Annotated in this window: 20 protein-coding genes and 1 other RNA gene; 10 read left to right on the top strand and 11 right to left on the bottom strand. The window is 73.7% G+C overall.

Features of this window, described 5'->3' with window-relative positions; all coding sequences use genetic code 11:
* Nucleotides 1–99: 99 nt before the first annotated feature.
* From KUM42_RS15675 to KUM42_RS15665, 3 genes are all read left to right on the top strand, one after another.
* A complete protein-coding gene (locus KUM42_RS15675) occupies nt 100–1,812 on the top strand; it encodes a molybdopterin-dependent oxidoreductase (protein WP_237493456.1) in 1,713 nt (570 codons plus the stop codon).
* A gap of 163 nt (nt 1,813–1,975) precedes the next feature.
* Nucleotides 1,976–2,710: a fasciclin domain-containing protein gene (locus KUM42_RS15670; protein WP_237493455.1), complete on the top strand. Its 735-nt coding sequence runs from the start codon at nt 1,976–1,978 to the stop codon at nt 2,708–2,710.
* 189 nt (nt 2,711–2,899) lie between these two features.
* On the top strand, nt 2,900–4,075 hold the full coding sequence (locus tag KUM42_RS15665; protein ID WP_237493454.1) for a serine hydrolase: 1,176 nt from the start codon (nt 2,900–2,902) through the stop codon (nt 4,073–4,075).
* On the opposite strand, the gene KUM42_RS15660 is transcribed toward KUM42_RS15665, so the two are convergent.
* Nucleotides 4,072–4,731 carry a response regulator transcription factor gene (locus tag KUM42_RS15660; RefSeq protein WP_237493453.1) on the bottom strand — a complete coding sequence of 220 codons (660 nt, stop codon included), beginning with the start codon at nt 4,729–4,731 and terminating at the stop codon, nt 4,072–4,074. The genes KUM42_RS15665 and KUM42_RS15660 overlap by 4 nt on opposite strands.
* Complete coding sequence (locus KUM42_RS15655; protein ID WP_237493452.1) at nt 4,719–5,936, bottom strand: sensor histidine kinase; 1,218 nt, start codon at nt 5,934–5,936, stop codon at nt 4,719–4,721. The genes KUM42_RS15660 and KUM42_RS15655 overlap by 13 nt, the downstream gene beginning before the upstream one ends.
* A gap of 177 nt (nt 5,937–6,113) precedes the next feature.
* Here KUM42_RS15655 and KUM42_RS15650 point away from each other — a divergent pair, with 177 nt between their 5' ends.
* Complete coding sequence (locus tag KUM42_RS15650) at nt 6,114–7,148, top strand: uroporphyrinogen decarboxylase family protein (RefSeq protein ID WP_237493451.1); 1,035 nt, start codon at nt 6,114–6,116, stop codon at nt 7,146–7,148.
* Nucleotides 7,149–7,211: 63 nt separating this feature from the next.
* Here the strand turns inward: KUM42_RS15650 and KUM42_RS15645 are convergent, their stop codons facing one another.
* Complete coding sequence (locus KUM42_RS15645) at nt 7,212–8,453, bottom strand: MFS transporter (RefSeq protein ID WP_237493450.1); 1,242 nt, start codon at nt 8,451–8,453, stop codon at nt 7,212–7,214.
* 136 nt (nt 8,454–8,589) lie between these two features.
* On the opposite strand from KUM42_RS15645, the gene KUM42_RS15640 reads away from it, so the two are divergent.
* Together KUM42_RS15640 and KUM42_RS15635 are read left to right on the top strand one after the other, a co-directional pair.
* Entirely contained in the window at nt 8,590–9,489 is a 900-nt protein-coding gene (locus tag KUM42_RS15640) for a LysR family transcriptional regulator (RefSeq protein WP_237493449.1), read from the top strand.
* Between the two features lie 95 nt (nt 9,490–9,584).
* Entirely contained in the window at nt 9,585–10,529 is a 945-nt protein-coding gene (locus KUM42_RS15635; protein WP_237493448.1) for a DUF808 domain-containing protein, read from the top strand.
* Nucleotides 10,530–10,616: 87 nt separating this feature from the next.
* Here KUM42_RS15635 and ssrA read toward each other — a convergent pair.
* Nucleotides 10,617–10,994: a transfer-messenger RNA gene (gene ssrA / locus KUM42_RS15630) on the bottom strand.
* 67 nt (nt 10,995–11,061) lie between these two features.
* Entirely contained in the window at nt 11,062–12,210 is a 1,149-nt protein-coding gene (locus tag KUM42_RS15625) for a magnesium and cobalt transport protein CorA (protein WP_237493447.1), read from the bottom strand.
* Nucleotides 12,211–12,558: 348 nt separating this feature from the next.
* On the opposite strand from KUM42_RS15625, the gene KUM42_RS15620 reads away from it, so the two are divergent.
* Both KUM42_RS15620 and KUM42_RS15615 read left to right on the top strand, forming a co-directional pair.
* Nucleotides 12,559–13,206, top strand: coding sequence for a TetR family transcriptional regulator (locus KUM42_RS15620; RefSeq protein WP_237493446.1), 648 nt, complete (start codon nt 12,559–12,561; stop codon nt 13,204–13,206).
* Nucleotides 13,207–13,320: 114 nt separating this feature from the next.
* The gene (locus KUM42_RS15615; RefSeq protein WP_237493445.1) at nt 13,321–14,832 is read left to right on the top strand and encodes an MFS transporter; all 1,512 of its coding nucleotides are present in this window, start codon (nt 13,321–13,323) and stop codon (nt 14,830–14,832) included.
* A 60-nt stretch (nt 14,833–14,892) separates the two neighbouring features.
* On the opposite strand, the gene KUM42_RS15610 is transcribed toward KUM42_RS15615, so the two are convergent.
* Both KUM42_RS15610 and KUM42_RS15605 read right to left on the bottom strand, forming a co-directional pair.
* Entirely contained in the window at nt 14,893–15,876 is a 984-nt protein-coding gene (locus KUM42_RS15610) for a GNAT family N-acetyltransferase (protein WP_237493444.1), read from the bottom strand.
* A 19-nt stretch (nt 15,877–15,895) separates the two neighbouring features.
* Nucleotides 15,896–16,273 (bottom strand): VOC family protein, encoded by a 378-nt coding sequence (locus tag KUM42_RS15605; RefSeq protein WP_237493443.1) that lies wholly within the window; start codon nt 16,271–16,273, stop codon nt 15,896–15,898.
* A 102-nt stretch (nt 16,274–16,375) separates the two neighbouring features.
* Here KUM42_RS15605 and KUM42_RS15600 point away from each other — a divergent pair, with 102 nt between their 5' ends.
* Nucleotides 16,376–16,822, top strand: a complete 447-nt coding sequence (locus KUM42_RS15600) for a hypothetical protein (protein WP_237493442.1) — start codon at nt 16,376–16,378, stop codon at nt 16,820–16,822.
* Here KUM42_RS15600 and KUM42_RS15595 read toward each other — a convergent pair.
* Both KUM42_RS15595 and smpB read right to left on the bottom strand, forming a co-directional pair.
* A complete protein-coding gene (locus tag KUM42_RS15595; RefSeq protein WP_237493441.1) occupies nt 16,809–17,732 on the bottom strand; it encodes an NADP-dependent oxidoreductase in 924 nt (307 codons plus the stop codon). The two genes, KUM42_RS15600 and KUM42_RS15595, sit on opposite strands and share 14 nt — an antisense overlap.
* 4 nt (nt 17,733–17,736) lie before the next feature.
* On the bottom strand, nt 17,737–18,213 hold the full coding sequence (gene smpB / locus KUM42_RS15590) for an SsrA-binding protein SmpB (RefSeq protein WP_237493440.1): 477 nt from the start codon (nt 18,211–18,213) through the stop codon (nt 17,737–17,739).
* Between the two features lie 250 nt (nt 18,214–18,463).
* Here smpB and KUM42_RS15585 point away from each other — a divergent pair, with 250 nt between their 5' ends.
* Complete coding sequence (locus tag KUM42_RS15585; protein WP_237493439.1) at nt 18,464–19,342, top strand: DUF559 domain-containing protein; 879 nt, start codon at nt 18,464–18,466, stop codon at nt 19,340–19,342.
* 464 nt (nt 19,343–19,806) lie between these two features.
* On the opposite strand, the gene ftsX is transcribed toward KUM42_RS15585, so the two are convergent.
* Nucleotides 19,807–20,691, bottom strand: a complete 885-nt coding sequence (gene ftsX / locus KUM42_RS15580; RefSeq protein WP_237493438.1) for a permease-like cell division protein FtsX — start codon at nt 20,689–20,691, stop codon at nt 19,807–19,809.
* Nucleotides 20,692–20,727: 36 nt separating this feature from the next.
* Entirely contained in the window at nt 20,728–21,417 is a 690-nt protein-coding gene (gene ftsE / locus KUM42_RS15575) for a cell division ATP-binding protein FtsE (protein ID WP_237493437.1), read from the bottom strand.
* Between the last annotated feature and the right edge of the window lie 84 nt (nt 21,418–21,501).

Below are 21,501 nucleotides of genomic sequence, written 5' to 3'. Positions count from 1 at the left end.
CGGACTCCACGAACGGAGGCCGGCAGGGACGTGACGGGGGTCTCCCGGACTTCCTGAACCGGGGTGAACCGTTCGGCAGTGACGCTCCGAAGACTCTTCGTGACCACCATCGAGCAGCCCGTGGCCCCCACCGGAGGCCACCACAGCGCGCCGACGGCCGGCCGGGGCGTCCGCCGCCTGCTGGCTGCGCTCGCCGGACTGCTCGCCGCCGCCGTCGCCCTCGGGGTCGCCGAGCTCTTCGCCGGCCTCATCGGTGCGGCGTCCTCGCCGGTCATCGCGGTGGGCAACGCGGCTATCACGCTCACCCCCGAGTCGGTCAAGCAGTTCGCGATCCGCACCTTCGGCCAGAACGACAAGATCGCCCTGGTCGTCGGGACGCTGATCATCATCGCGGTCTACGCCCTCGTCATCGGGCTGGTCGGGCTGGCCAACCGACGCCTCGGCGTGGCCGGCATCGCCCTCTTCGGCGTGGTCGGCGTCGTCGCGGCGATCACCCGCCCCGCCGGTGGCCTGTTCGACGCGGTGCCCTCGCTGATCGGCGCGGTCGTCGGCATCGTGGCGCTGCTGGCCCTGCTGCGGCCGCTGACCCTTCCCACTGCCCGCACCGCCTCCATCGACGCCCGCCACGACGACGGCCTGCCGCACGACGGCGCCCACCGTGACGCCCCGGCCGACGGCGGCGTGCTGGGCAAGGTGCGCGAGACCCTCGGCTCCGGTGACCGCAAGGGCACCGCGGTCGACCGCCGCCGCTTCCTCATCGCCAGCGGCGCGGCCGTCGGCGTGACCGCGGTCGCCGGTGGTGGTGGCCGGCTGCTGCAGCGCCGCTTCGACGTCGCCGGCGCCCGGGCCGACCTCGCCCTGCCCACCCCGGCCTCGCCGGCCCCGGTGCTCCCGGCCGGTGCCGACCTGGCCGGCGGCGTCGAGGGGCTGACCCCGCTGTTCACCGCCAACAGCGACTTCTACCGCGTGGACACCGCGATCACCGTGCCGCAGATCCGCCCCGCGGAGTACGCGCTGGAGACCACCGGGATGTTCGACACCCCGCGCACCTACTCCCTCGACGACCTGCTGGGCCGCAGCGACCTCATCGAGCGGGACATCACGCTCACCTGCGTCTCCAACGAGGTCGGCGGCGGGCTCGCCGGCACCGCCCGCTGGCTGGGCGTCCCGCTGGGCGCCTTCCTGCGGGAGAACGGCATCCGCGAGGGCGCCAGCGACCAGCTGGTCTGCCGCTCGGTCGACGGCATGACCATCGGCGCCCCGACCCGCTCGGCCCTCGACGTGCCCGACGCCATGCTGGCCATCGGCATGAACGGCGAGCCGCTGCCGGTCGAGCACGGCTTCCCGGTGCGCATGCTGATCCCGGGCCTGTACGGCTACGTCTCGGCCTGCAAGTGGCTGACCAGCATCGAGGCGAGCACCTACAGCGCCTTCGACGCCTACTGGACCGAGCGCGACTGGGCGGCCCAGGGGCCGATCAAGGTCGCCTCCCGGATCGACACCCCGGCCCCGCTGCGCCAGTTCCCCGCCGGCCAGCGCGCCATCGCCGGTGTCGCCTGGGCCCAGACCCGGGGCATCGCCCTGGTCGAGGTGCAGGTCGACGGCGGCGCCTGGACCCCGGCCCAGCTCTCCCCCGAGCTGGACGCCGACCTGTGGCGCCAGTGGGTGCTGCCCTTCGACTTCGCCCCCGGTTCGCACACCATCGCCGTCCGCGCCACCAGCAAGGACGGCGAGCTGCAGACCGACGCCCGCGCCACCCCCTTCCCCAACGGCTCCAGCGGCTGGCACCAGATCGTGGTCATCGCCGCCTGACGCATCCGGATCGGTCGTACACAACGAACACCTGTTGACGACCCCCACCCAGACCTCGTCCCCGGCACCCGCCGGGGACGTACCGGCCGCTCCCTGCGCCCGGTCGCACCACCCCCGCGACGGCCGTGTCCCCGCCGTCGCACGACTGACGAGGAGCACCACCGTGAAGAGCACCCTTCTCACCCGCGGCGTCATGATCACCGCCGTGTCCGGCCTGGCCCTGTCCATGAGCGCCTGTGGCGGCTCGGACGACGCTGCCTCCAGCGCCACCTCCGCGGCCAACAGCGCCGCCGCCGGCATGACGGGCGGCTCCAGCAGCTCCGCCCCCATGACGAGCGCCAGCAAGGCCCCGATGAGCAGCAGCAGCGCCTCCGCCGCTGACGCCGAGCCCTTCGGTGCCGGCTGCTCCGCCGTCCCGGCCTCCGGTGCCGGCTCCTTCTCCGGCATGACGGCCGACCCGGTCGCCACCGCCGCCAGCAACAACCCGGTGCTGTCCACCCTGGTCAAGGCGGTCACCGCCGCCGGCCTCGGCGACACCCTGAACGGCGCCAAGGACATCACCGTGCTGGCCCCGGCCGACCCGGCGTTCGCGGCCGTCCCCGGCGACGCCCTGAACGGCCTGCTGGCCGACAAGGCCATGCTGACCAAGGTCCTCACCCACCACGTCATCGCGGGTCGCCTGACCCCGGAGCAGCTGGCCGGCAAGCACATGACGCTCGCCGGTGACGAGGTCACCATCACCGGCTCCGGCGAGAACTTCTCCGTCGCCGCCGCCGACACGGTCCTCGAGGGCATCGACCCCACCAAGGCCATGGACGCCAAGGTCATCTGCGGCAACGTGCAGACCGCCAACGCCACCGTCTACATCATCGACCAGGTCCTGGCCCCGGCCGCCTGATCCAGCAGTGCACGAGAGCCCGGCAGGTCACCGACCTGCCGGGCTCTCGGCCGTCCGGGGGCGGTCGGGCTCCCCCGACCGGCGAGGTGGCGCCTGGGCCACCGCGACCGGCCCGCCTGGGGGATCGATCGGACCGGCCGGCGCGACCAGGCTCGAGGAGTCCGCACCCCCTCCGTGAGGAGCACTCCCGTGACCGCCTCCACCCGCACCCCCCGTTCCCGCCGCAGCTGGGGCGCCCTCCTGGTGACCACAGCCGCCGTCACCGGCATCGGCGCCAGCGCGGTGAGCACCCCGGCCGAGGCCGGCGGGCCGCCCCCGGCACACCAGCGCGACAGCGTCCAGACCGAGCTCGACGCCCTGGTCACCGAGAGCGGCTTCCCCGGCGTGCTCGCGGTGGTGCGCGACGAGCACGGCCTGCGCGACTACACCGCCGGCGTCGGCGACCTCGCCACCGGTGCGCCGGTGCCGGTGAACGGCCAGGTGCGCATCGCCAGCAACACCAAGACCTTCACCGCCACCGTCGTCCTGCAGCTGGTGGGCGAGGGCAGGGTGGACCTGGACGCACCGGTCGAGACGTACCTGCCCGGGCTCGTGCGCGGGGCGGGCGGCGACGGCCGGGAGATCACCGTGCGCCAGCTGCTGCAGCACACCAGCGGCCTGCCCGACTACGACGACGTGCTGATCACCGACTACATCGCCGCCCAGCACCGCTACGTCGAACCGCGCCAGCTGCTGGACATCGCGCTCCCCCGCCCGGCGCTGTTCGCCCCCGGCACCAGCTGGGAGTACAGCAACACCAACTACATCGTCGCCGGGCTGCTCGTGCAGGCAGTCACCGGCCGCCCGATCGGCGAGGAGATCACCACCCGGATCATCACGCCGCTCGGGCTGGACGACACCTACTGGCCGCACGAGGGCGAGCAGGAGCTGCGCGGCGAGCACCCGCACGGCTATTACCGCACCCACCCCGACGAGCCGTGGGCCGACGTGACCGTGCAGGACCCCTCGTTCGGCTGGGCGGCCGGGCAGCTGGTGTCCACGCCGCGCGACATGCTCGACTTCTCCACCGCCCTGGTGGACGGCGACCTGCTGAGCCCCGAGCTGCTCGTGCAGATGGAGACCACCGTCCCGGCACCGACCGCGACCCCGCGCGGCAACGAGTCCTACGGCCTGGGGCTGCAGACCTTCACGCTCAGCTGCGGCGGCACCGCCTGGACCCACGGCGGTGACATCCCCGGCGCCGAGACCCGCAGCGCGGTGACCACCGACGGCCGCGGCGCGTTCGTCGCCGTCACCGCCCTGCCGACGGAGCTCCAGGGCGTCACCGACGTCGAGGACGCCGTGGACGCCGCCCTCTGCGGCTAGGCCCGGAGCCGGACGTCGTCGAGGTAGCGGAGGACGGCGGTGACGCGGCGGTCGGCGCTGTCGTCGGGGGGCAGGTCGAGCTTGGCGAAGATGCTGCGGATGTGCTTGTGCACCGCCCCGTCGGTCACCACCAGCCGCTCACCGATCGCGGTGTTGCCCAGCCCCTCGGCCATCAGCGCCAGCACCTCGCGCTCCCGGGGGCTGAGCCGGTCCAGCCGCTCGTCGTGCCGGGTGCGGGCGAACAGCTGGGCGACCACCTCCGGGTCGATCGCCGTCCCGCCGCCGGCCACCCGGTTCAGCGCGCCGAGGAACTCCTCCACCCGGCCCACCCGCTCCTTGAGCAGGTAGCCCAGCCGGGCCGCTCCCCCGGCCAGCAGTTCGGTGGCGAAGGACTGCTCGACGTAGGCCGACAGCACGAGCACCGCCAGGTCGGGCCGGCGGCGGCGTGCCTCGACCGCGGCGACGATGCCCTCGTCGGTGTGCGTGGGCGGCATGCGGACGTCGACGATCGCGACGTCGGGGCGGTGGTCGTCCAGCACGGTGAGGAACTCCGCCGGGGTCGCGGCGGTGGCCACGACGTCGAGGCCCTCGGCGCGCAGCAGCAGCGCCAGGCCCTCGCGCAGCAGGGCGTCGTCCTCGGCGATCACGATCCGCACGGCAGCTCCGCGGTCAGGGTGGTCGGGCCACCGGGTGGGCTGGACAGGGTCATGGTGCCGTCGTGGGCGGCCACCCGGCGGCGGATCCCGACCAGCCCGGAGCCGCCGCCCTCGGTGGCCCCGCCGCGTCCGTCGTCGGTGACCCGGACGCACAGCCGCCCGTCGCGGGCGTGCACCGCCACTGCGACCCGGGTGGCGCCGCTGTGCCGGGAGGCGTTCGTCAGCGCCTCGGCGACCAGGAAGTACGCGGTCGCCTCGACCGACGCCGCGCAGCGCACCGGGACGTCGACGTCGACCGAGCACGGGACCGCGGCAGCCGCGGCCAGCCCGGTGAGCGCGCCGGCCAGCCCACGGTCGGCGAGCACCGGCGGCAGGATCCCGCGGGCGACCGTGCGCAGCTCGGCGAGCGCCTGCTCGGCCGCGGACTGGGCGCGCTCCAGGATCCCCTCGGCCGCCGCCGGGTCGCGGGTCGCCGCCCGGCGGGCCGCGCCGAGCAGCACGGTGACCGCGACGAGCCGGTTCTGCGTGCCGTCGTGCAGCGCCCGCTCGATCCGGCGCAGCTCGGCAGCGTGCGCGTCCAGCGCGGCGGCCCGGGTGGCGGTGAGCTCGGCGATGCGCAGCGGCAGGTCGGTCGTGGGCGAGCCGTCGAGCAGCCGCTGCCCCCGGGCCTGCACGAAGCGGGCGGTCCGCGGGACCACCACGACGATCAGGGCGGTCCAGCCGATGCCGAGCAGCACGACCGGGTACAGGTCGCCCCAGTCCGCGACGGTGAAGAAGGTCAGCGAGTCGGTCGGCTCCCCCTTCGGCAGCAGCCACCACCAGGCCGGGAAGCTCAGGTCCCGCACGGCGTAGACCGGCAGCAGCACCCCGATCGCGGCCAGCAGCAGGACGCCGGTCGCGTGGCCGGCCAGCCACTGCAGCTCGCGCCGGGTGGCCGGTGCGGCCAGCGCGTCCCGCAGCCGCTCCGGCGGCGGGCCGGGGCTCAGCGGCTCGGTCCCCCAGCGGCCCAGCCGGGCACGTTCCCGGTCGGCCACGGCGTGCACTCCGCGCAGCGCGGCCGGGACGGCGAGCAGCCCCACGCCGACCACGCTGGTGACCGCGGCCAGCAGCAGGAAGGCCAGGACGCCGAGCGCCATCAGCGCGGTGCCGAGGACGCCGGGCAGCTGCTCCAGCGCGAGCAGCGTCGCGCCGGCCGTGCGGGTCACGGCGCCCCGCTGCCCACCCGACGTCCGCACGACTGCGAACGCTAGGGGTCCCGGGGCCCCGGGGACAGCCGGACGGCCCGGGAGTACAGCCTGCTGTACCCCGGCCGGGGACCGCGGAGGCGTGCCGTCGTCCCGGGGGTGGAGGATCGGGACCCGCCCACCCCCGGAGGAACGCCGATGTCCCGCCCGCTCCCCCCGCTGCCCACCACGGTCGTCGGCAGCCTGCCGCAGCCGGACTGGCTGATCGACCGCGACCGGCTCGGCCACCAGTTCCCGCCGCGGGTGCGCGCCCGGGAGCTGTGGCGGGTGCCGCCGGAGTTCCTCGCCGAGGCACAGGACGACGCCACGCTGGCCACCGTCCGGGCGCAGGAGGCCGCCGGGCTGGACATCGTGGGCGACGGTGAGATCAGGCGGGAGTCCTACTCCAACCACTTCGCGACCGCGCTGGAGGGGCTGGACCTCGACCACCCGGGCAGCGTGCGCAACCGGTCGGGCATCGACATCCCGGCCCCGCGGGTGGTCGGGGAGATCCGCCGTCCGGCGCCGGTGCAGGTGGCGGACGTGCGGTTCCTGCGGGCGGCGACCGACCGCGCGGTGAAGATGACCGTCCCCGGCCCGTTCACCATGGCCCAGCAGGCGCAGGACGACCACTACGGCGACGACCGGGCGCTGGCGCTGGCCTACGCCGACGTCGTGCGCGCGGAGATCGCCGACCTGTTCGCCGCGGGCGCCGACATCGTCCAGCTCGACGAGCCGTGGCTGCAGGCGCGGCCCGAGGTGGCCCGGCGGTACGGCGTCGAGGTGCTCAACGCGGCGCTGGCCGACGCCCCCGGTCCGGTGCACGTGCACGTCTGCTTCGGCTACGCGGCGATGGTGGCCGACCGGCCCGAGGGCTACTCGGTGCTGCCGCAGCTGGCCGAGGTGGATGCGGCGGCGTTCTCGATCGAGACCGCGCAGTCGCACCTGGACCCGGCGACCCTGCGGCCGCTGCACGGCCGGGGCATCGTGCTCGGCGTCCTGGACCTGTCGACCGAGGAGGTCGAGACGCCGGAGGTCGTCGCCGACCGCGTGCGCCGGGCGCTGGACCACGTCGACGTGGAGCAGCTCGTGCTCTCCAGCGACTGCGGGCTGAAGTACCTGTCCCGGGCGTCGGCGGCGGGCAAGATGCGCGCGCTCGCCGAGGCCGCGGTGGTGCTGCGCGGCGAGCTCTGACCGGCACCGGGCCCTGACCGTCCCGCCGGTCCAGCGGGTGCCCGCTGGACCGGCGGCCCGGGGTCAGCGGCGGAGCATCGAGCCGGTCGAGACCGCGGTGAGCACCAGCACGACCGCGGCGAAGCCGACGATCACCGGCACCAGCGGCAGCCAGACCAGCAGCAGGCCGATGGCGAGCACCGGCAGGGCCAGCCCGGCGTACCCGGTGAGGAAGAGCGCGGCGAGCACCTCACCGCGCCCGGCCGGGTCGGCCAGCGCGGCGGCCGCGCCCACCGCGGAGCGGAAGAGCGTGCCGGAGCCGGCGCCGGCCACCACCCCGGCGGCCACGAACGTCGGCAGGCTGGCGGTGAGCACGCCGACGGCGAGCGCGGCGGCCCCGACCACCGAGGTGACCAGCGCGAAGACCAGCTGCTGCCGCCGGCTGGACCGGGCCAGCAGCGCCGGCACGACGGCGGCCGAGCCGAAGACGGCGAACGGCACCAGCCCGGCCGCCAGCCGGGAGGTCTGCCCCATGACCTGGGCCAGGATGCTGGGCGACAGGGCCATGAACATGCCGGTGACGGCGAGAGCGACCGCGGCACCGACGGCGGCCACGACGAACGCCGCGCGGGCGCCCTCGGGCAGCCGGACCCGCTGCGGCGACCAGCGGCGGGGCACCGCCGGGCGGGTCACGGTCTCGGGCACCACCGCGGAGCCGAGACCCGTGACGGCGAGCACGACGAGGAAGACCACGAACGGGACGACCAGCGGGTGCGGGGCGAACTGCGCGAGCACCCCGGCGATCAGCGGGCCCAGTCCGAAGCCGCCCAGGCTGACCAGGCTCGCGACGGTGCCGGCGGTGGCCGGGCCCGCGGCGGGCCGGGCGAGCGCCCACAGCTCCGCGAGGTGGGCGGTCGCCGTGGCCGTCAGCATGCCGATGCCGATGCCGGTGAGCACCCGGGCCACCAGCAGCCCCGGCAGCTCCGGCCAGACCAGGAAGACCACGGCGGCGAGGATCTCGACGGCGGTCGCGAGCAGGGTCATCGGGCGGCGGCCGACCCAGTCGCTGACGTGCCCGACCAGGTAGAGGCTGCCGCCCACGCCCAGGGCGTAGACGGCGAAGACCACCGTGATCATCGGCGTCGCGAAGCCGTCCTCCCGCTGGAAGAGGACGTAGAGCGGCGTCGGCAGCGCCGCGAAGGACGCCATGCTGAGGAAGGCGAGCGCGATCAGCCAGAACCCGGCGTGGTGCCCGGTGGTGGGGGTGCGGCGCGGGGCCGGGACGGCGCGGGGTGCGGCGACCGGCAGCTCGGTGGTGACGGACATGGTGCGGTGCCTCGGATCTCGACGGCGGGACAGGGGCGGCGGGCACATCACCGGGCCGGTCGCGGGTCCACTGTGCGACGACCGACCTACCATGTCCAACGAAGGATCTTGCTGATGTGATCGAGGGGGGCGATGAGTGGACGAGCGCAAGCTCCAGACGTTCGTGACCGTGGCCGAGGAGCTGCACTTCACCCGGGCGGCCCAGCGGCTCTACGCCACCCAGTCGACGGTGTCGGCCACCGTCCGCGCGCTGGAGCAGGAGCTCGGGGCCGCACTGCTCACCCGCACCACCCGGGCGGTCACGCTCACCGACGCCGGCCGGGCGTTCCTGCCCGAGGCGAAGGCGGCGCTGGAGGCGCTCGACCGGGCGCGGGCCAGCGTGGAGCCCCCCGACAGCGAGCTGCGCGGGAGCCTCGCGCTGGGCAGCCTCAGCAGCCTGCAGACCGTCGACGTGGCCGCCCTGGCCGGGGACTTCCGCCGCCGGTACCCGCAGGTGCAGTCACGCATCGACATCTCCCCGCGCGGCAGCGTCGGGCACGTCGACCGGGTGAAGGCCGGGTCGCTGGACCTGGCGTTCGCCGTCGCCGAGGTGGGCGCGGACCCGGCCCTCGTCGTCCAGCCCCTGCGCACGTTCACCCTGGCGGCCTTCGTGCCGGAGGGGCACCCGCTCGCCGACCGGGAGGCCGTGGGGCTGGCCGACCTAGCCGGCGAGCCGTTCATCGAGATGCCGGTCGGCTTCGCCCAGCGCACGATCGTCGACGCGGCCTTCGCCGACCAGCAGCTGCAGCGCTGGATCAGCGTCGAGGTGCCCGACCTGTCGACGATCCCCCAGTACGTGGCGCACGGCGTGGGGGTGGCCCTGCTGCCCACCGCGCTGGCCGGCGCCGACCTGCCGGTCCGTGCCCTGCCGCTGACCGGAGCCGCCCTGCGCTGGACGCTGTCGGTGGTCACCGCCGCGGGCCGGCCGCCGTCCCGGGCCGCCGACGCCTTCCTCCAGCTGGTGCCGGCGCACGTCCGGTTCGGCCCCCACCTCTGACCACCTCGGTGCAGCAGCCAACCTGTGAGCAGGCCAGGGCCGGAGCGGGGATGATCGGCGGACCGTCCGACCCCTGACCGACCGGAGGCGCCCCCGTGGCTGGTGGACTCGTCGCGCTGCTCGACGACGTGGCCGTGCTCGCGCGCGCGGCAGCGGCGTCCGTCGACGACATCGGCGTCGCCGCCGGCCGGGCGAGCGTGAAGGCCGCCGGTGTCGTCGTCGACGACGCCGCGGTCACACCGCAGTACGTCCGCGGCCTGGCCGCGAAGCGCGAGCTGCCGATCATCCGGCGCATCGCGATCGGGTCGCTGCGCAACAAGCTGCTGGTCCTGCTGCCGGCGGTGCTGCTGCTCAGCCAGTTCGCCGACTTCCTGCTCACCCCGATCCTGATGCTCGGCGGGTGCTATCTGGCCTACGAGGGCGCGGAGAAGGTGTGGGGCCGGATCAGTGGCCACTCCGCCGGCCACGGGGCCGAGTCCGAGGAGCCGCCGGACGAGGACACCATCGTCTCCGGCGCCGTGCGCACCGACTTCATCCTGTCGGCCGAGATCATGGTCATCTCGCTCAACGAGGTGATCGACCAGGCGTTCGTCGCCCGGGCTGTCATCCTGGCCGTGGTCGCGGTGCTGATCACCCTCGTCGTCTACGGCTTCGTGGGCGTCATCGTGAAGATGGACGACGTCGGCCTGGCCCTGGCCCAGAAGCCGGGTGCCGCGGTGGCCCGGTTCGGCCGGGGGCTGGTGTCCGCGATGCCCAAGCTGCTCACCGTGCTCACCGTGGTGGGCACCGCCGCGATGCTCTGGGTCGGTGGGCACATCCTGCTGGTCGGCGCCGACGAGCTGGGCTGGCACCACCCCTACGAGCTGGTGCACCACCTCGAGGAGGGCGCGCACGACGCCCTCGGTGCGGTCGGCGGTGTGGCCGGCTGGCTGGTGAACACCCTGGCCAGCGCCCTGGTCGGCCTGGTCGTCGGCGCACTGGTCGTCGTCGTCATGACGCTGACCGTGCACCGCCGCACGGGCCACACGACCGCCCACTGAACGCACGAAGGGCCCGGTCTCCAGACCGGGCCCTTCGTGGTGGTACGGGGTGCCGTCACGCCGGATCCCCGCTGTCGCGGGACACCGATGTGGAGGTGGCGGGAATCGAACCCGCGTCCTCCGACGCAACGCCAGGGCTTCTCCGAGCGCAGTCAGCTCTGTCTCTGCTTGGCTCCACCGATCCCGCTGACAAGTCGGTGTGACGAGCCCAGTCGCTGTGAGGTGTCCCGTGCGGATCCGCGACCGATCCGCACGGTGAAGCCATCTAGCTGATGCCAGGATCCGGACCGATGGCAGAGTCCGGGCTGACAGACTCGCCTAGCTGCTGTTAGGCAGCGAGAGCGAAGTCGCGCTGACTGGAGTCGGCGCTTGTGTGTTGTGCAACGCATGGTTAACGAGCTCATCGTTGCCTTCCTCGGCTCGCTTCCCCTGGCCTCACGACCGAAGTCGAGACCAATCACCCCCTGTGCAGTTATGCAGTGAGAGTAACGGCAGCACCCGCCCGGGTGTTCCCCGGCGCCCGCAGCGCCGCTCAGATCCAGTCGCGGCGCTTGAAGATGACGTAGAGCGTGGCGCTGACCAGGACCATCAGCGCCAGCGCGAACGGGTACCCGTAGTGCCAGTTCCGTTCCGGGAAGTTGACGTTCATCCCGTACACCCCGCCCACCAGCGAGGGGGCGAAGAGGATGGCGGCCCAGGCGGAGATCTTCTTGACCTCCTCGCCCTGCGCGATGCTGGTGAGCGTCAGCTCGCGGATCTCGTCGTTCTGCCGCTGGGCGACCAGCGTGGCGTTGACGGTGAGGATCTCCCGGAGCTGCGACCGGAACCCCTCCACCCGCTCGGCGATGCCGGTGACGTGGTCGGCGACGTCGCGCAGGTAGCTGCGCAGCTCCTCGTCCACCCCGTACTTCTCGAAGCCGGCGGTGATCGCGGCGAGGATGCCGGTCAGCGGCTGGACCGCGCGCTGGAAGTCCACGACCTCCTGGGACAGCTCGTAGGTGCGCCGGGAGACGTGCGGGTCGCCGCGGAAGACCTGGACCTCGATCTCGTCGATGTCGTTCTCCAGCCCGTTCACCACCGGCACGTACCCGTCGACGACGGCGTCGAGGATCGCGTAGAGCACCGCCTCGCTCCCGCGGGCCAGCAGGTCCGGCGAGCTCTCCAGCCGGCGGCGCACCCGGGACAGGTCCGGGGACTCGCTGTGCCGGACGGTGATGGCGAAGTCCTTGCCGAGGAACAGGTGGAGCTCGCCGAACTCCACCTCCTCGGTCGCGTCGAGGTACCGGGCGGCCTTGAGGACGACGAACAGCGTCGACCCGTAGCGCTCGAACTTCGGCCGCTGGTGGGCCTGGATGGCGTCCTCGACGGCCAGGTCGGGCAGGCCGTACTGCTCGGCGATCTCGCCCAGCTCGGCCGGCTCGGGACGGTAGAGCCCCAGCCAGACCATCCGGTCGTCGAACCCGTCGGTCAGCCACTCGTGGCTCTCCGCCGCCGAGGCCGGCGTGGCGATCCGGCGGCCGCCGGCGTAGACGCCGTTGTCGACCATCCGCGACTGGGGCGGCGCCACGTCGGTGGCCGGGCGCTCGACCGCGCGCGGGGCGGCCGCGACCGGACGGGGCCGGCGGGTGAGGGTGGACAGGGCGGCGCGGGGTGCGATGCGCGCAGGACGGCGTTCGGTCACGACGGACTCCGGGAGGACGCGAGGGGTGGGGGCGCCGGGCAGGTCCCCACGGCGCGCCGTCCCGGTCGGCGTCGACCGGGTGCGTCAGCTGGCGGGGACCTCGGGACTGTGACTGGGGGGCTCGGTGCGCATCTGCCCGGTCACCTCCACGACGTCCCTCGGGGCCCGGCGTGCGGTCCGCGGGCCGCCGACCATCGTGACACGCCCGGGAGCGGTCGCAAAGGCCCGCCGGGTGAACAGCCGGTTCCCCGCGGTGGACGGCCCGCCAGGACACCGAACAGGTGAACTCTGAAAGGCGGACGCAGTAAGAAGTTGTACTGCGTTCAGGTTTTGGTCTACGGTCTCCCCATGGTCAAGAAGGGGCACGCGGCGGGTGTGCAGCGCTGCTCCATCTCGGCCGTCATGGGCCTGCGGGAGCGCAAGAAGCTCGAGGCCTGGCGCACGATCCGCGCCACCGCGCTGCGCCTGATCAGCGAGCGCGGGTTCGACGTGGTGAGCGTGGAGGACATCGCCGCCGAGGCCGGTGTCTCCCGGACGACGTTCTTCAGCTACTTCCCCAGCAAGGAAGCCGTCGCCTTCGACCTGGACCCCCAGATGCTGGCCGAGTGGCGGACCCGGGTCGAGGCGGACCCGGCCGACCGACCGCTGTGGCCGGCGCTGACCGACCTCTTCGTCGACATGGCCACCGTGCTCGCGGAGTGGCTGCCCGTGCAGAAGCGGGTGCTGCAGCAGCACCCCGGGCTGACCCAGTCGGCCCGGGCCACCTGCGACAGCTTCTCCCCCGACCTGTACCGCTGGATCAGCCGGCGCACCCCCGACGCCGACCCGCTGCTGACGACCCTGGTGCTCAACACGGCCATGGCCGCCTACATCACCGCCCTCGAGGTCTGGGACCCCGCCGACTCCTTCGACGCCCTCCTCGACTCCATCCGCGACTGCCTGTACCGGGTCGGCGCCGGCCTCGCAGCCCCGGAGCGCACCCGCTCCACCGCCTGACAGCGCCCGTCAGGCCCCTCTCCTCCGCTCGACCGCGCAACGCCGCCGGTCGTGCGTCCCCGCTCGCCCCACCCCCACCACCACTGCGCGCTGCGCAGGAAGGACGGCCTCGTCATGGCCTCAGACAGTCTCACCACGCCGTCGGGGACCCCGGTCTCCGCGGCGTCGGCGCCCGGCCACGCGGCCGACGCCGGACCCGACCCCAAGCGCTGGCTGGCCCTCGCGGTCATCGCCATCGCCCAGCTCATGGTCGTGCTCGACGCCTCCATCGTGAACATCGCGCTGCCGGACGCCGGCAAGGACCTGGGCATCACCGCGGCCAACATCCAGTGGGTCGTCACCGCCTACACGCTGGCCTTCGGCGGGCTGCTGCTGCTCGGCGGGCGCATCGCGGACTTCATCGGCCGCAAGCGCGCCTTCCTCATCGGGCTGGCCGGCTTCGCCCTCGCCTCCGCGCTCGGCGGCATCGCCCCGAACCAGGAGCTGCTCTTCGGCGCCCGCGCCCTGCAGGGTGCCTTCGCCGCGCTGCTCGCCCCCGCGGCCCTGTCGCTGCTGGCCGTCACGTTCACCGACCCCAAGGAGCGCGCCCGCGCCTTCGGTGTCTTCGGTGCCATCTCCGGCGGTGGCGCTGCCATCGGCCTGATCCTCGGTGGCGTCCTCACCGAGTACGCCTCCTGGCGCTGGACGCTGGGCGTCAACGTGCCGATCGCGATCATCACGATGATCGTCGCCGTCCCGCTGGTGAAGGAGAGCCGGGCGACCGGTGACCGCCGCTACGACGTCCCCGGCGTGCTGCTGTCCACCCTCGGCCTGGTCAGCCTGGTCTACGGCTTCAGCAAGGCCGCCGAGGAGGGCGTGGGCTGGTCCGACCCGGTCACCCTCACCCTGCTCGCCGCCGCCGTCGTGCTGCTCGTGTCGTTCGTGCTCTACGAGCGTCGCGCCAGCCACCCGCTGCTCCCGCTGCGCGTGGTCCTCGACCGCAACCGCGGTGGCTCGTACCTGGTGTTCCTGCTGGTCGGCGCGGGGATCTTCGCGATCTTCCTGTTCCTGACCTTCTACTTCCAGCAGACCCTCGGGTACTCCCCGCTGAAGTCCGGCTTCGCCTTCCTGCCCTTCAGCGGCGGGATCATCGTCGGCGCCGGGGTGGTCTCCCAGCTGCTCCCCCGCATCGGCCCCAAGCCGCTGATGATCGTCGGCCTGGCACTCGCCGTGGCCGGCATGCTGTGGCTGACCGGCATCGGTGAGCAGAGCTCCTACGTCACCGAGGTGCTGCCCTCCCTGCTGGCCATCAGCCTGGGTCTGGCGGCGGTCTTCGTGCCCGCCTCCAGCACCGCGCTGGTCGGCGTCGAGGAGCACGACGCCGGCATCGCCTCGGCGGTGCTGAACACCGCGCAGCAGGTCGGCGGCTCGCTCGGCCTGGCCCTGCTCAGCACGTTCTACGCCTCGGCCATCTCCGGCTACGCCGCCGACAACCCGGGCAGCTCGCAGGGCGCGGCCTTCGTGCACGGCTACCACGTGGCCTTCATCTGGGGCTCGGTCATCCTGGCCCTCGCCCTGGTGATCGCCGCGGTCGCCATCTCGGCCAAGAAGGACGACCTCCCCACCGAGGGCGCCCTCGCGGTCTGACCGCTCCCGTTCCGCACGCACCGCCCCGTCGCGACCTGGTCGCGGCGGGGCGGTGTGCGTTCAGGACGCCGGCAGCTCCCGGACCCACGACGTCCGGCTGTGCACGGTGGTGAAGCCGAGCCCCTCGTAGAGCCCGAGCGCGCCGCTGCCGTTCTGGCTGTCGACGTCGAGACCGGCCAGCTGGCAGTCCCGCTCTGCCGCCCGGTGCAGCGCCTCGGCGATCACCGCCTTCGACAGCCCGCGGCCGCGCTGCTCGGGCACCACCCCGATCTGGCCGAAGTGGGCCTCCCGGCGTCCGGTCGCCGCGGTGTCGGACTCCCAGACGTAGGTGAGCACGTAGGCCACGACGGCACCGTCGGCCAGCGCCAGCACCGACAGGTCCGGGCGGAAGGACGCCGCACCGGTGAACATCGTCTGCCAGGACGCCTCGTCCCGTTCGCTGGAGCCGTGGTGCTCGGTGAACGCCCGGTTGTGGACCCGGCGCACCTCGTCGTCCCGGGCCGGGTCGAAGGCGACCAGCTCTACCCCGGGCACGTCCCGCCGGCCGGGCAGGTCGGTCAGCGGCCGGTGCAGCGTGTGCCACCAGCGGGAGGCCACCAGTCCGGCCCGGCGCACCAGCGCCTCGGCGTCGGGCATCGACGTGGGCACCGAGGCGGTGAGCCGGGCCGGTGCCTCGGGGTGCCGCTCGGCGTGCACCTGCCCGCCCCGCTCGAGCTGCCAGGCCAGCAGCGCCCGGCCGATGCCGCGCCCCCGCGCCGCCGGGTGCACCCGTCCCTCGAGGTAGACCGACACGGCGTCCCGGAACGTGGGCGGGGCGATCACGGTCGCCCAGCCGAGGACGTCGTCGCCGGCCCGCACCAGCCGGCTGTCCCGGTGCAGGTCGACGAGGTCGTTGAGCCACTCGTCGGCCAGGTCGTCGGCGCTGCTGTGCTCGCCGGTGCGGTCGACCTCCTCAGCAGCCGCGAGCAGGGCGGCGACCGCGGGCAGGTCGTCGGCGGTGATCGGGGCGCTGGTCAGGCCGTCGGGCAGCCGTGGTTCGGGCACCCCGGCACCGTAGCGGCGCTCAGCCGCGGGTGAAGAGGCAGAACGGGTGGCCGGCCGGGTCGGCGAAGACGCGCACCCGCTCGCCGCCCTCCTGGTGACCCCCGAGCGGCCGCGCCCCGGCCTCCTCGGCGAGCGCGCACGCGGCGTCCAGGTCGTCGACCTCGAGGTCGAGGTGCTGCTGCATCTGCTGGGCGCCCGGCTCCGGCGGCCAGACCGGCGGCACGTGGTCGGTCTCGAGCTGGAACGACAGCCCCGTGCCGCCGTCGGCCGGCCGCAGCGTGGCCCACTCCGGTGCGTCGTCCCGCAGCGGCCAGCCCAGCAGCCGCTGGTAGAACCGGGCCAGCCCGCGCGGGTCCGGCGTCCCGAGGACGGCGGCGGTGAGGACGATGCGGGGCACGGGGACCTCCAGGGGTGCTGGTCTCACTGTCGGACAGCACCCTGGCAGGTGGGGCCGACGATCCGGGCGCCGGACGTCCTCGGGACCGGGCATGCTCGCCGGGTGACCAGCCCCGACCGTCCCCGGATCACGGCCGCCGAGATGACCCCGGCAGAGGTGGACGCGCTGGCGACCCAGCTGATGCTGCTGGCCGGCGGCCTGCCCGACCACGCGGTCGCCCTGGTGCGGTGGGCGCGCGGGGACCGCGGCGTCCAGGTCGGACCGACCCTGGCCACCGTCGGGCTCGCCCTGGTGACGCCGCAGCTGGGCCGGTGGTCGCTGCGCGTCCCGGGGCGGCCGGGTGTCGCCGTGCGGGTCGCGCTGATGGCCGTGCACCTGCTGCTGCCCCTCGCCGCCGGCGCCGCGCCCGGGACCGTCGTCGGCTCCCGCCACCCGCTGTGGCAGCTGGCGTTCTCCGGCGCCGCACGGGTGATCGGCGCCGTCCGCGTGGTCCGGGTGGTGCTCCGGGTGGCCCGCCGGCGGCGGGCCACCGGGGTCACACCAGCGTGATGACGACCTTGCCGCGGACGTGACCCTCGGCGACGAGGTCGTGGGCGGCCGCGGCCTGCTCCAGCGGGAACGCCTTGGCGATGGCGACCCGCAGCTGCCCGGCGTCGGACATCCGGCCCAGCTCCTCGAGGTCGTGCCACTCGGGACGCACGAAGACGTAGCGCCCGCCGAGGTCGCGCACCACCGGGTCGACGATGCTGGCGATCCGGGTCGGGTCGTTGACCTGGTCGGGGGCGTCGCCCAGCGCCGGCCCGCCGACCAGGTCGAGCACCGCGTCGACCTTCTCGGTGAGCTGCCCGGAGATCGGGCCCGCGTCGTAGTCGAGCACCTCGGCGGCGCCGGCGTTGGTGACGAAGCCGTGGTTGCGCGGGCTGGCGGTGCCGATGACGTGCGCGCCCAGCGCGGCGGCGATCTGCACCGCGAAGAACCCGACACCGCCGGCGGCCCGGTGGATGAGCACCCGGTCGCCCTCGCCGACGTCGAGCGCCTCGGTCAGCGCCTGGTAGGCGGTGAGCCCGGCCAGCGGGAGCGCCGCGGCCTCGGAGAAGTTCAGCGACTCGGGCTTGCGGGCCAGGCAGCGCTGCGGGGCGGCCACGAGCTCGGCCGTCGTCCCGCCCTGCACGTCGTCGCGGCGGACGTAGCCGTACACCTCGTCGCCCGGGGCGAAGTCGACCACCGCGGGGCCGACGCGCTCGACGACACCGGAGACGTCCCAGCCCGGGACGATCGGGAAGTGGTGCGGGAACATCCCGGTCAGGTGGCCCTCGCGGATGCCGACGTCGACGGGGTTGACGCCCACGGCGTGCACGCGCACGAGGACGACGTCCGGGCCGACCAGCGGCTCGGGCAGGTCGTCGGAGTACCGGAGCACGGACGAGTCGCCGAACCGGTCGTAGGAGATGCCGCGCACGGTGTCAGCGCCGTCCCTTCACGTAGCGACCGAAGGCGCGTTCCATCTCCCGGCGGGAGTCGCGCTCGGCCAGGTCCTGGCGCTTGTCGTAGCTCTTCTTGCCCTTGGCCAGCGCGAGCGTGGCCTTGACCTTGCCGTCCTTGAAGTACAGGTCGAGCGGGACGAGCGTGAACCCGCCCTCCTTGGTCTTGCCGATCAGCTTCTCGATCTCGTACCGGTGCATGAGCACCTTGCGCTTGCGGCGCGGGGTGTGGTTGGTCCACGTGCCCTCGGTGTACTCCGGGATGTGCACGTGCTGAAGCCAGACCTCACCGTCGTCGACGGTGGCGAACCCGTCGACCAGCGAGGCACGACCCATCCGGAGGCTCTTGACCTCGGTGCCGGTGAGCACCAGGCCCACCTCGTAGGTGTCGAGGATCGAGTAGTCGTGCCGCGCCTTCTTGTTCTGGGCGATGAACTTGCGCCCCTGTTCCCGCGGCATCCCCCCAGTCTACGGAGCCACCGCCACCCCGCCGACCGGGTTCCGCGGTGGCCCGCGTCCGCCCTGGCACCCCCGCTCAGCCGCACCCCACCCCGCCGCGGTCGTCCCGCCGTCCCGCCGTCCCGCCGTCCCGCCGGCGAGATCTGCGATCTCGTGGCCACCGGACCGCTGAGACCACGAGATCGCAGATCTCGCGAGTCCCTGTGGACGACGCCCGCGCGGACGGCGGCCCGGAGGCCACTCTCTGCCGGTGCCCCGTCGCCCTGCTCCGTCTGCGCTGCCCGGCCCGAGCACGCGTGCTGCCGCGCTGGCGGCGGGCGTCAGCGACTGGGGACTGCGGCACCCGGACGTCGTCCGGCTCTCCCGGGACACCTACCTGCCCTCCGCCGACACCGCCGATCTGCGCACGCGGCTGCCCGCCGTCCTGCTCACCGCACCGCCGGGCGCGGTGGTCAGCCACCTCACCGCGGCGGCGCTGTGGCGGGTCGAGGTACCGCTCGTGTCGGCCGGCGCACCCGTCGACCTGACCGTCCCCGCCGGATCGCGAGCCCGCAACCGGCCCGACCGCCGCCTGCACCGGTCACCGCTGCCAGCTCAGGACGTGGAGCGGCGCTGGCGGATGCCGGTGACCACCCCTGCCCGGACGTGGCGCGACCTGGCCGGTGCGCTCACTCCGCCCGCGCTGCTCGCCGTCGCCGACCAGCTGCTCGACGTGCTCTGCACGCCTGGGGAGCTGGAACACGCCCTGGCCGTCCGCCCCACCGGACGCGGCGCGGCGCGGGCCCGCCGGGTGCTCGCGGTCGCCGACCCGAACGTCGACTCTCCGATGGAGTCGGTGCTGCGGTGGCTGCTGCACGAGGCCGGGCTGCCCCGCCCGACGCTGCAGTTCCGCGCGCTCGACGACCGCGGGCGGCTCATCGGGTTCGGCGACCTGGCCTGGCCGGACCGCAGGGTGCTCGTGGAGTTCGACGGCGAGGTCCACCGGGAGCGCGGCGTCTTCGTCAACGACCTGCGTCGGCAGAACCGCCTGGTGCTCGAGGGCTGGACCGTCCTCCGCTTCACCAGCGCCGACGTCCTCGGCCGCCCGCAGGACGTCGTCGCCACCGTCTCCCGCGCCCTGCTGCGCTGACATCTGCGGTCCCATGGCCCCCGCCCGGAAGCCCCGACGACGCGGACCTCACGTCCGGGGACTCGCGGCGGGCCGGCCCCAGGGCGGCGGGCCGCAGCCGGACGACGCCCCCGGCGCACCGCCGTCCCACTCGCGCAACGAGATCTGCGATCCCGGGGCGTCCCGAGCTCAGGAGCCACGAGTACGCAGATCTCGCGGACGACGGGGAGACGTTCAGGCCGCCCGGAGCACGGCGGCGCGGCGAGCGGCAGCGGCGCGGCGAGCGGCAGCGGCGCTCGCCGCGCCGACGCCGCCCGGACGAGACGAGATCTGCGATCTCGGGGCGTCACAGCGCCGGAGACCACGAGATCGCAGATCTCGCGAGAGCCGTGGCGTGCGGACGCCGACGGCGAGGGGCGGCGGCCCCGCACGGACGACGACGGCCCCGCGACCGGGTGGTCGCGGGGCCGTCGGAGGCGGGAGGACTACAGGCGGACGTAGAGCCGCAGCGTGACGTAGGCGGCCACCGCGGCCAACCCGACGCCGGCCGCGGCGATCACCGGCGAGATCGCGATGATCGCCGACCAGTCGACCGGCGGGATGATGCCCGCCTTGATCGGCCCGGCCAGGGTCTTGTCCACGAACAGCACCTTGGTCAGCACCAGCCCGCCGATGGCCAGCAGCGCACCCACGAGCCCGGCGAGCGCGGCCTCGAGGATGAACGGCAGCTGGGTGTACCAGCGCGAGGCCCCGACGAGTCTCATGATGTTCGTTTCATTGCGTCTGTTGAAGGCCGCGAGCTGGATCGTGTTCGAGATCAGCAGCAACGCGGCCAGGGCTTGCACGAGGGCCACCGCGAGCGTCCCGTTGCGGGCTCCGTTGAGCAGGCTGAACAACCGGTCGAGGAAGTCGCCCTCGTCGCGGACGTCCTCGATGCCGTTCTGCCCGACCGGGAACTGCTGGGCGATCACCTCGTAGCGCTCGGGGTTGACCAGCTCCACCCGGAAGCTCTCCGGCAGCGCGTCCTCGGGCGTGTTGGCGATCAGCGCCGGCTGCTCCTGGAACTGCTGGGTGAACCGCTGGTAGGCGTCGGCCTTGGACTCGTAGACGTAGTCCTTGACCTCCGGCGAGGCGCCCAGCTGGGCCGCGATCGCGTCCCGCTGCGGATCGGTGATGCCGTCGGCGAGGTAGATCGAGACCTGGATCTTGTCGTAGTAGATCTCCCGCATGTCGCCGATCATGTTGGCGATCAGCAGACCCGTGCCCATGAGGCCCAGCGAGATCCCGGTGGTCAGGATCATCGCCACGGTCATGGTCAGGTTCCGGCGCAGCCCGGCGGCCACCTCGGAGAGGACGAAGTTGACGCGCATCAGTTCCCTGTCATGTGGTTCGGCAGGCGGGACATCTCAGCGACCGAGCCCGTAGACGCCGCGGCTCTGGTCGCGGCTGAGGACGCCGTCGTTGAGCTCGATCACGCGCCGCCGCATCGAGTCGACGATGTGGTAGTCGTGCGTGGCCATGACCACGGTGGTGCCGGTGCGGTTGATCCGCTCCAGCAGCAACATGATGTCCTGGCTGGTCTCGGGGTCGAGGTTGCCGGTGGGCTCGTCGGCCAGCAGCACGAGCGGGCGGTTGACGAACGCGCGGGCGATCGCGACCCGCTGCTGCTCACCACCGGACAGCTCGCCGGGCAGCCGGCTCTCCTTGCCGTCGAGGCCGACCATCTCCAGCACCTCGGGGACGACGCGCTTGATCGTGCGCGAGGGCTTGTTGATCACCTCGAGGGCGAACGCGACGTTCTCGGCCACCGTCTTGTTGCGCAGCAGGCGGAAGTCCTGGAAGACGCAGCCCATGGTGCGGCGCAGCTTCGGCACCTGCCACTTGCTCATCGTGTTCAGGTTCTTGTCGTTGACCTTGATGACGCCCTTGGTGGGGTTCTCCTCCTTGAGCAGCATCCGGAGGAAGGTCGACTTGCCCGAGCCCGAGGAGCCGATGAGGAAGACGAACTCCCCCTTGTCGATCTGCATCGAGACGTCATCCAGGGCCGGCCGGGGGCTGGTCGGGTAGATCTTGGTGACGTGTTGCAATTCGATCACGAGGGACGACGGTACCTGTCCGGCACCTCATCCTGACCGGTTCGCCCGGCGCGCCCTGGATCTGTTCTCAACGGCCTCGGTGCA

Origin of the sequence: Modestobacter sp. L9-4 (assembly GCF_019112525.1) — a bacterium.
Classification (GTDB): domain Bacteria; phylum Actinomycetota; class Actinomycetes; order Mycobacteriales; family Geodermatophilaceae; genus Modestobacter.
The sequence above is the reverse complement of the archived record's forward strand: the minus strand, read 5'-3'. Positions and strand labels throughout refer to the sequence as shown.

Coding starts and splice junctions, on each gene's coding strand:
- KUM42_RS15620 (WP_237493446.1), top strand. CDS start 12,559: ATGGTCAAGAAGGGGCACGCGGCGGGTGTGCAGCGCTGCTCCATCTCG.
- smpB (WP_237493440.1), bottom strand. CDS start 18,213: ATGCCGCGGGAACAGGGGCGCAAGTTCATCGCCCAGAACAAGAAGGCG.
- ftsX (WP_237493438.1), bottom strand. CDS start 20,691: ATGCGCGTCAACTTCGTCCTCTCCGAGGTGGCCGCCGGGCTGCGCCGG.
- KUM42_RS15615 (WP_237493445.1), top strand. CDS start 13,321: ATGGCCTCAGACAGTCTCACCACGCCGTCGGGGACCCCGGTCTCCGCG.
- KUM42_RS15645 (WP_237493450.1), bottom strand. CDS start 8,453: ATGTCCGTCACCACCGAGCTGCCGGTCGCCGCACCCCGCGCCGTCCCG.
- KUM42_RS15650 (WP_237493451.1), top strand. CDS start 6,114: ATGTCCCGCCCGCTCCCCCCGCTGCCCACCACGGTCGTCGGCAGCCTG.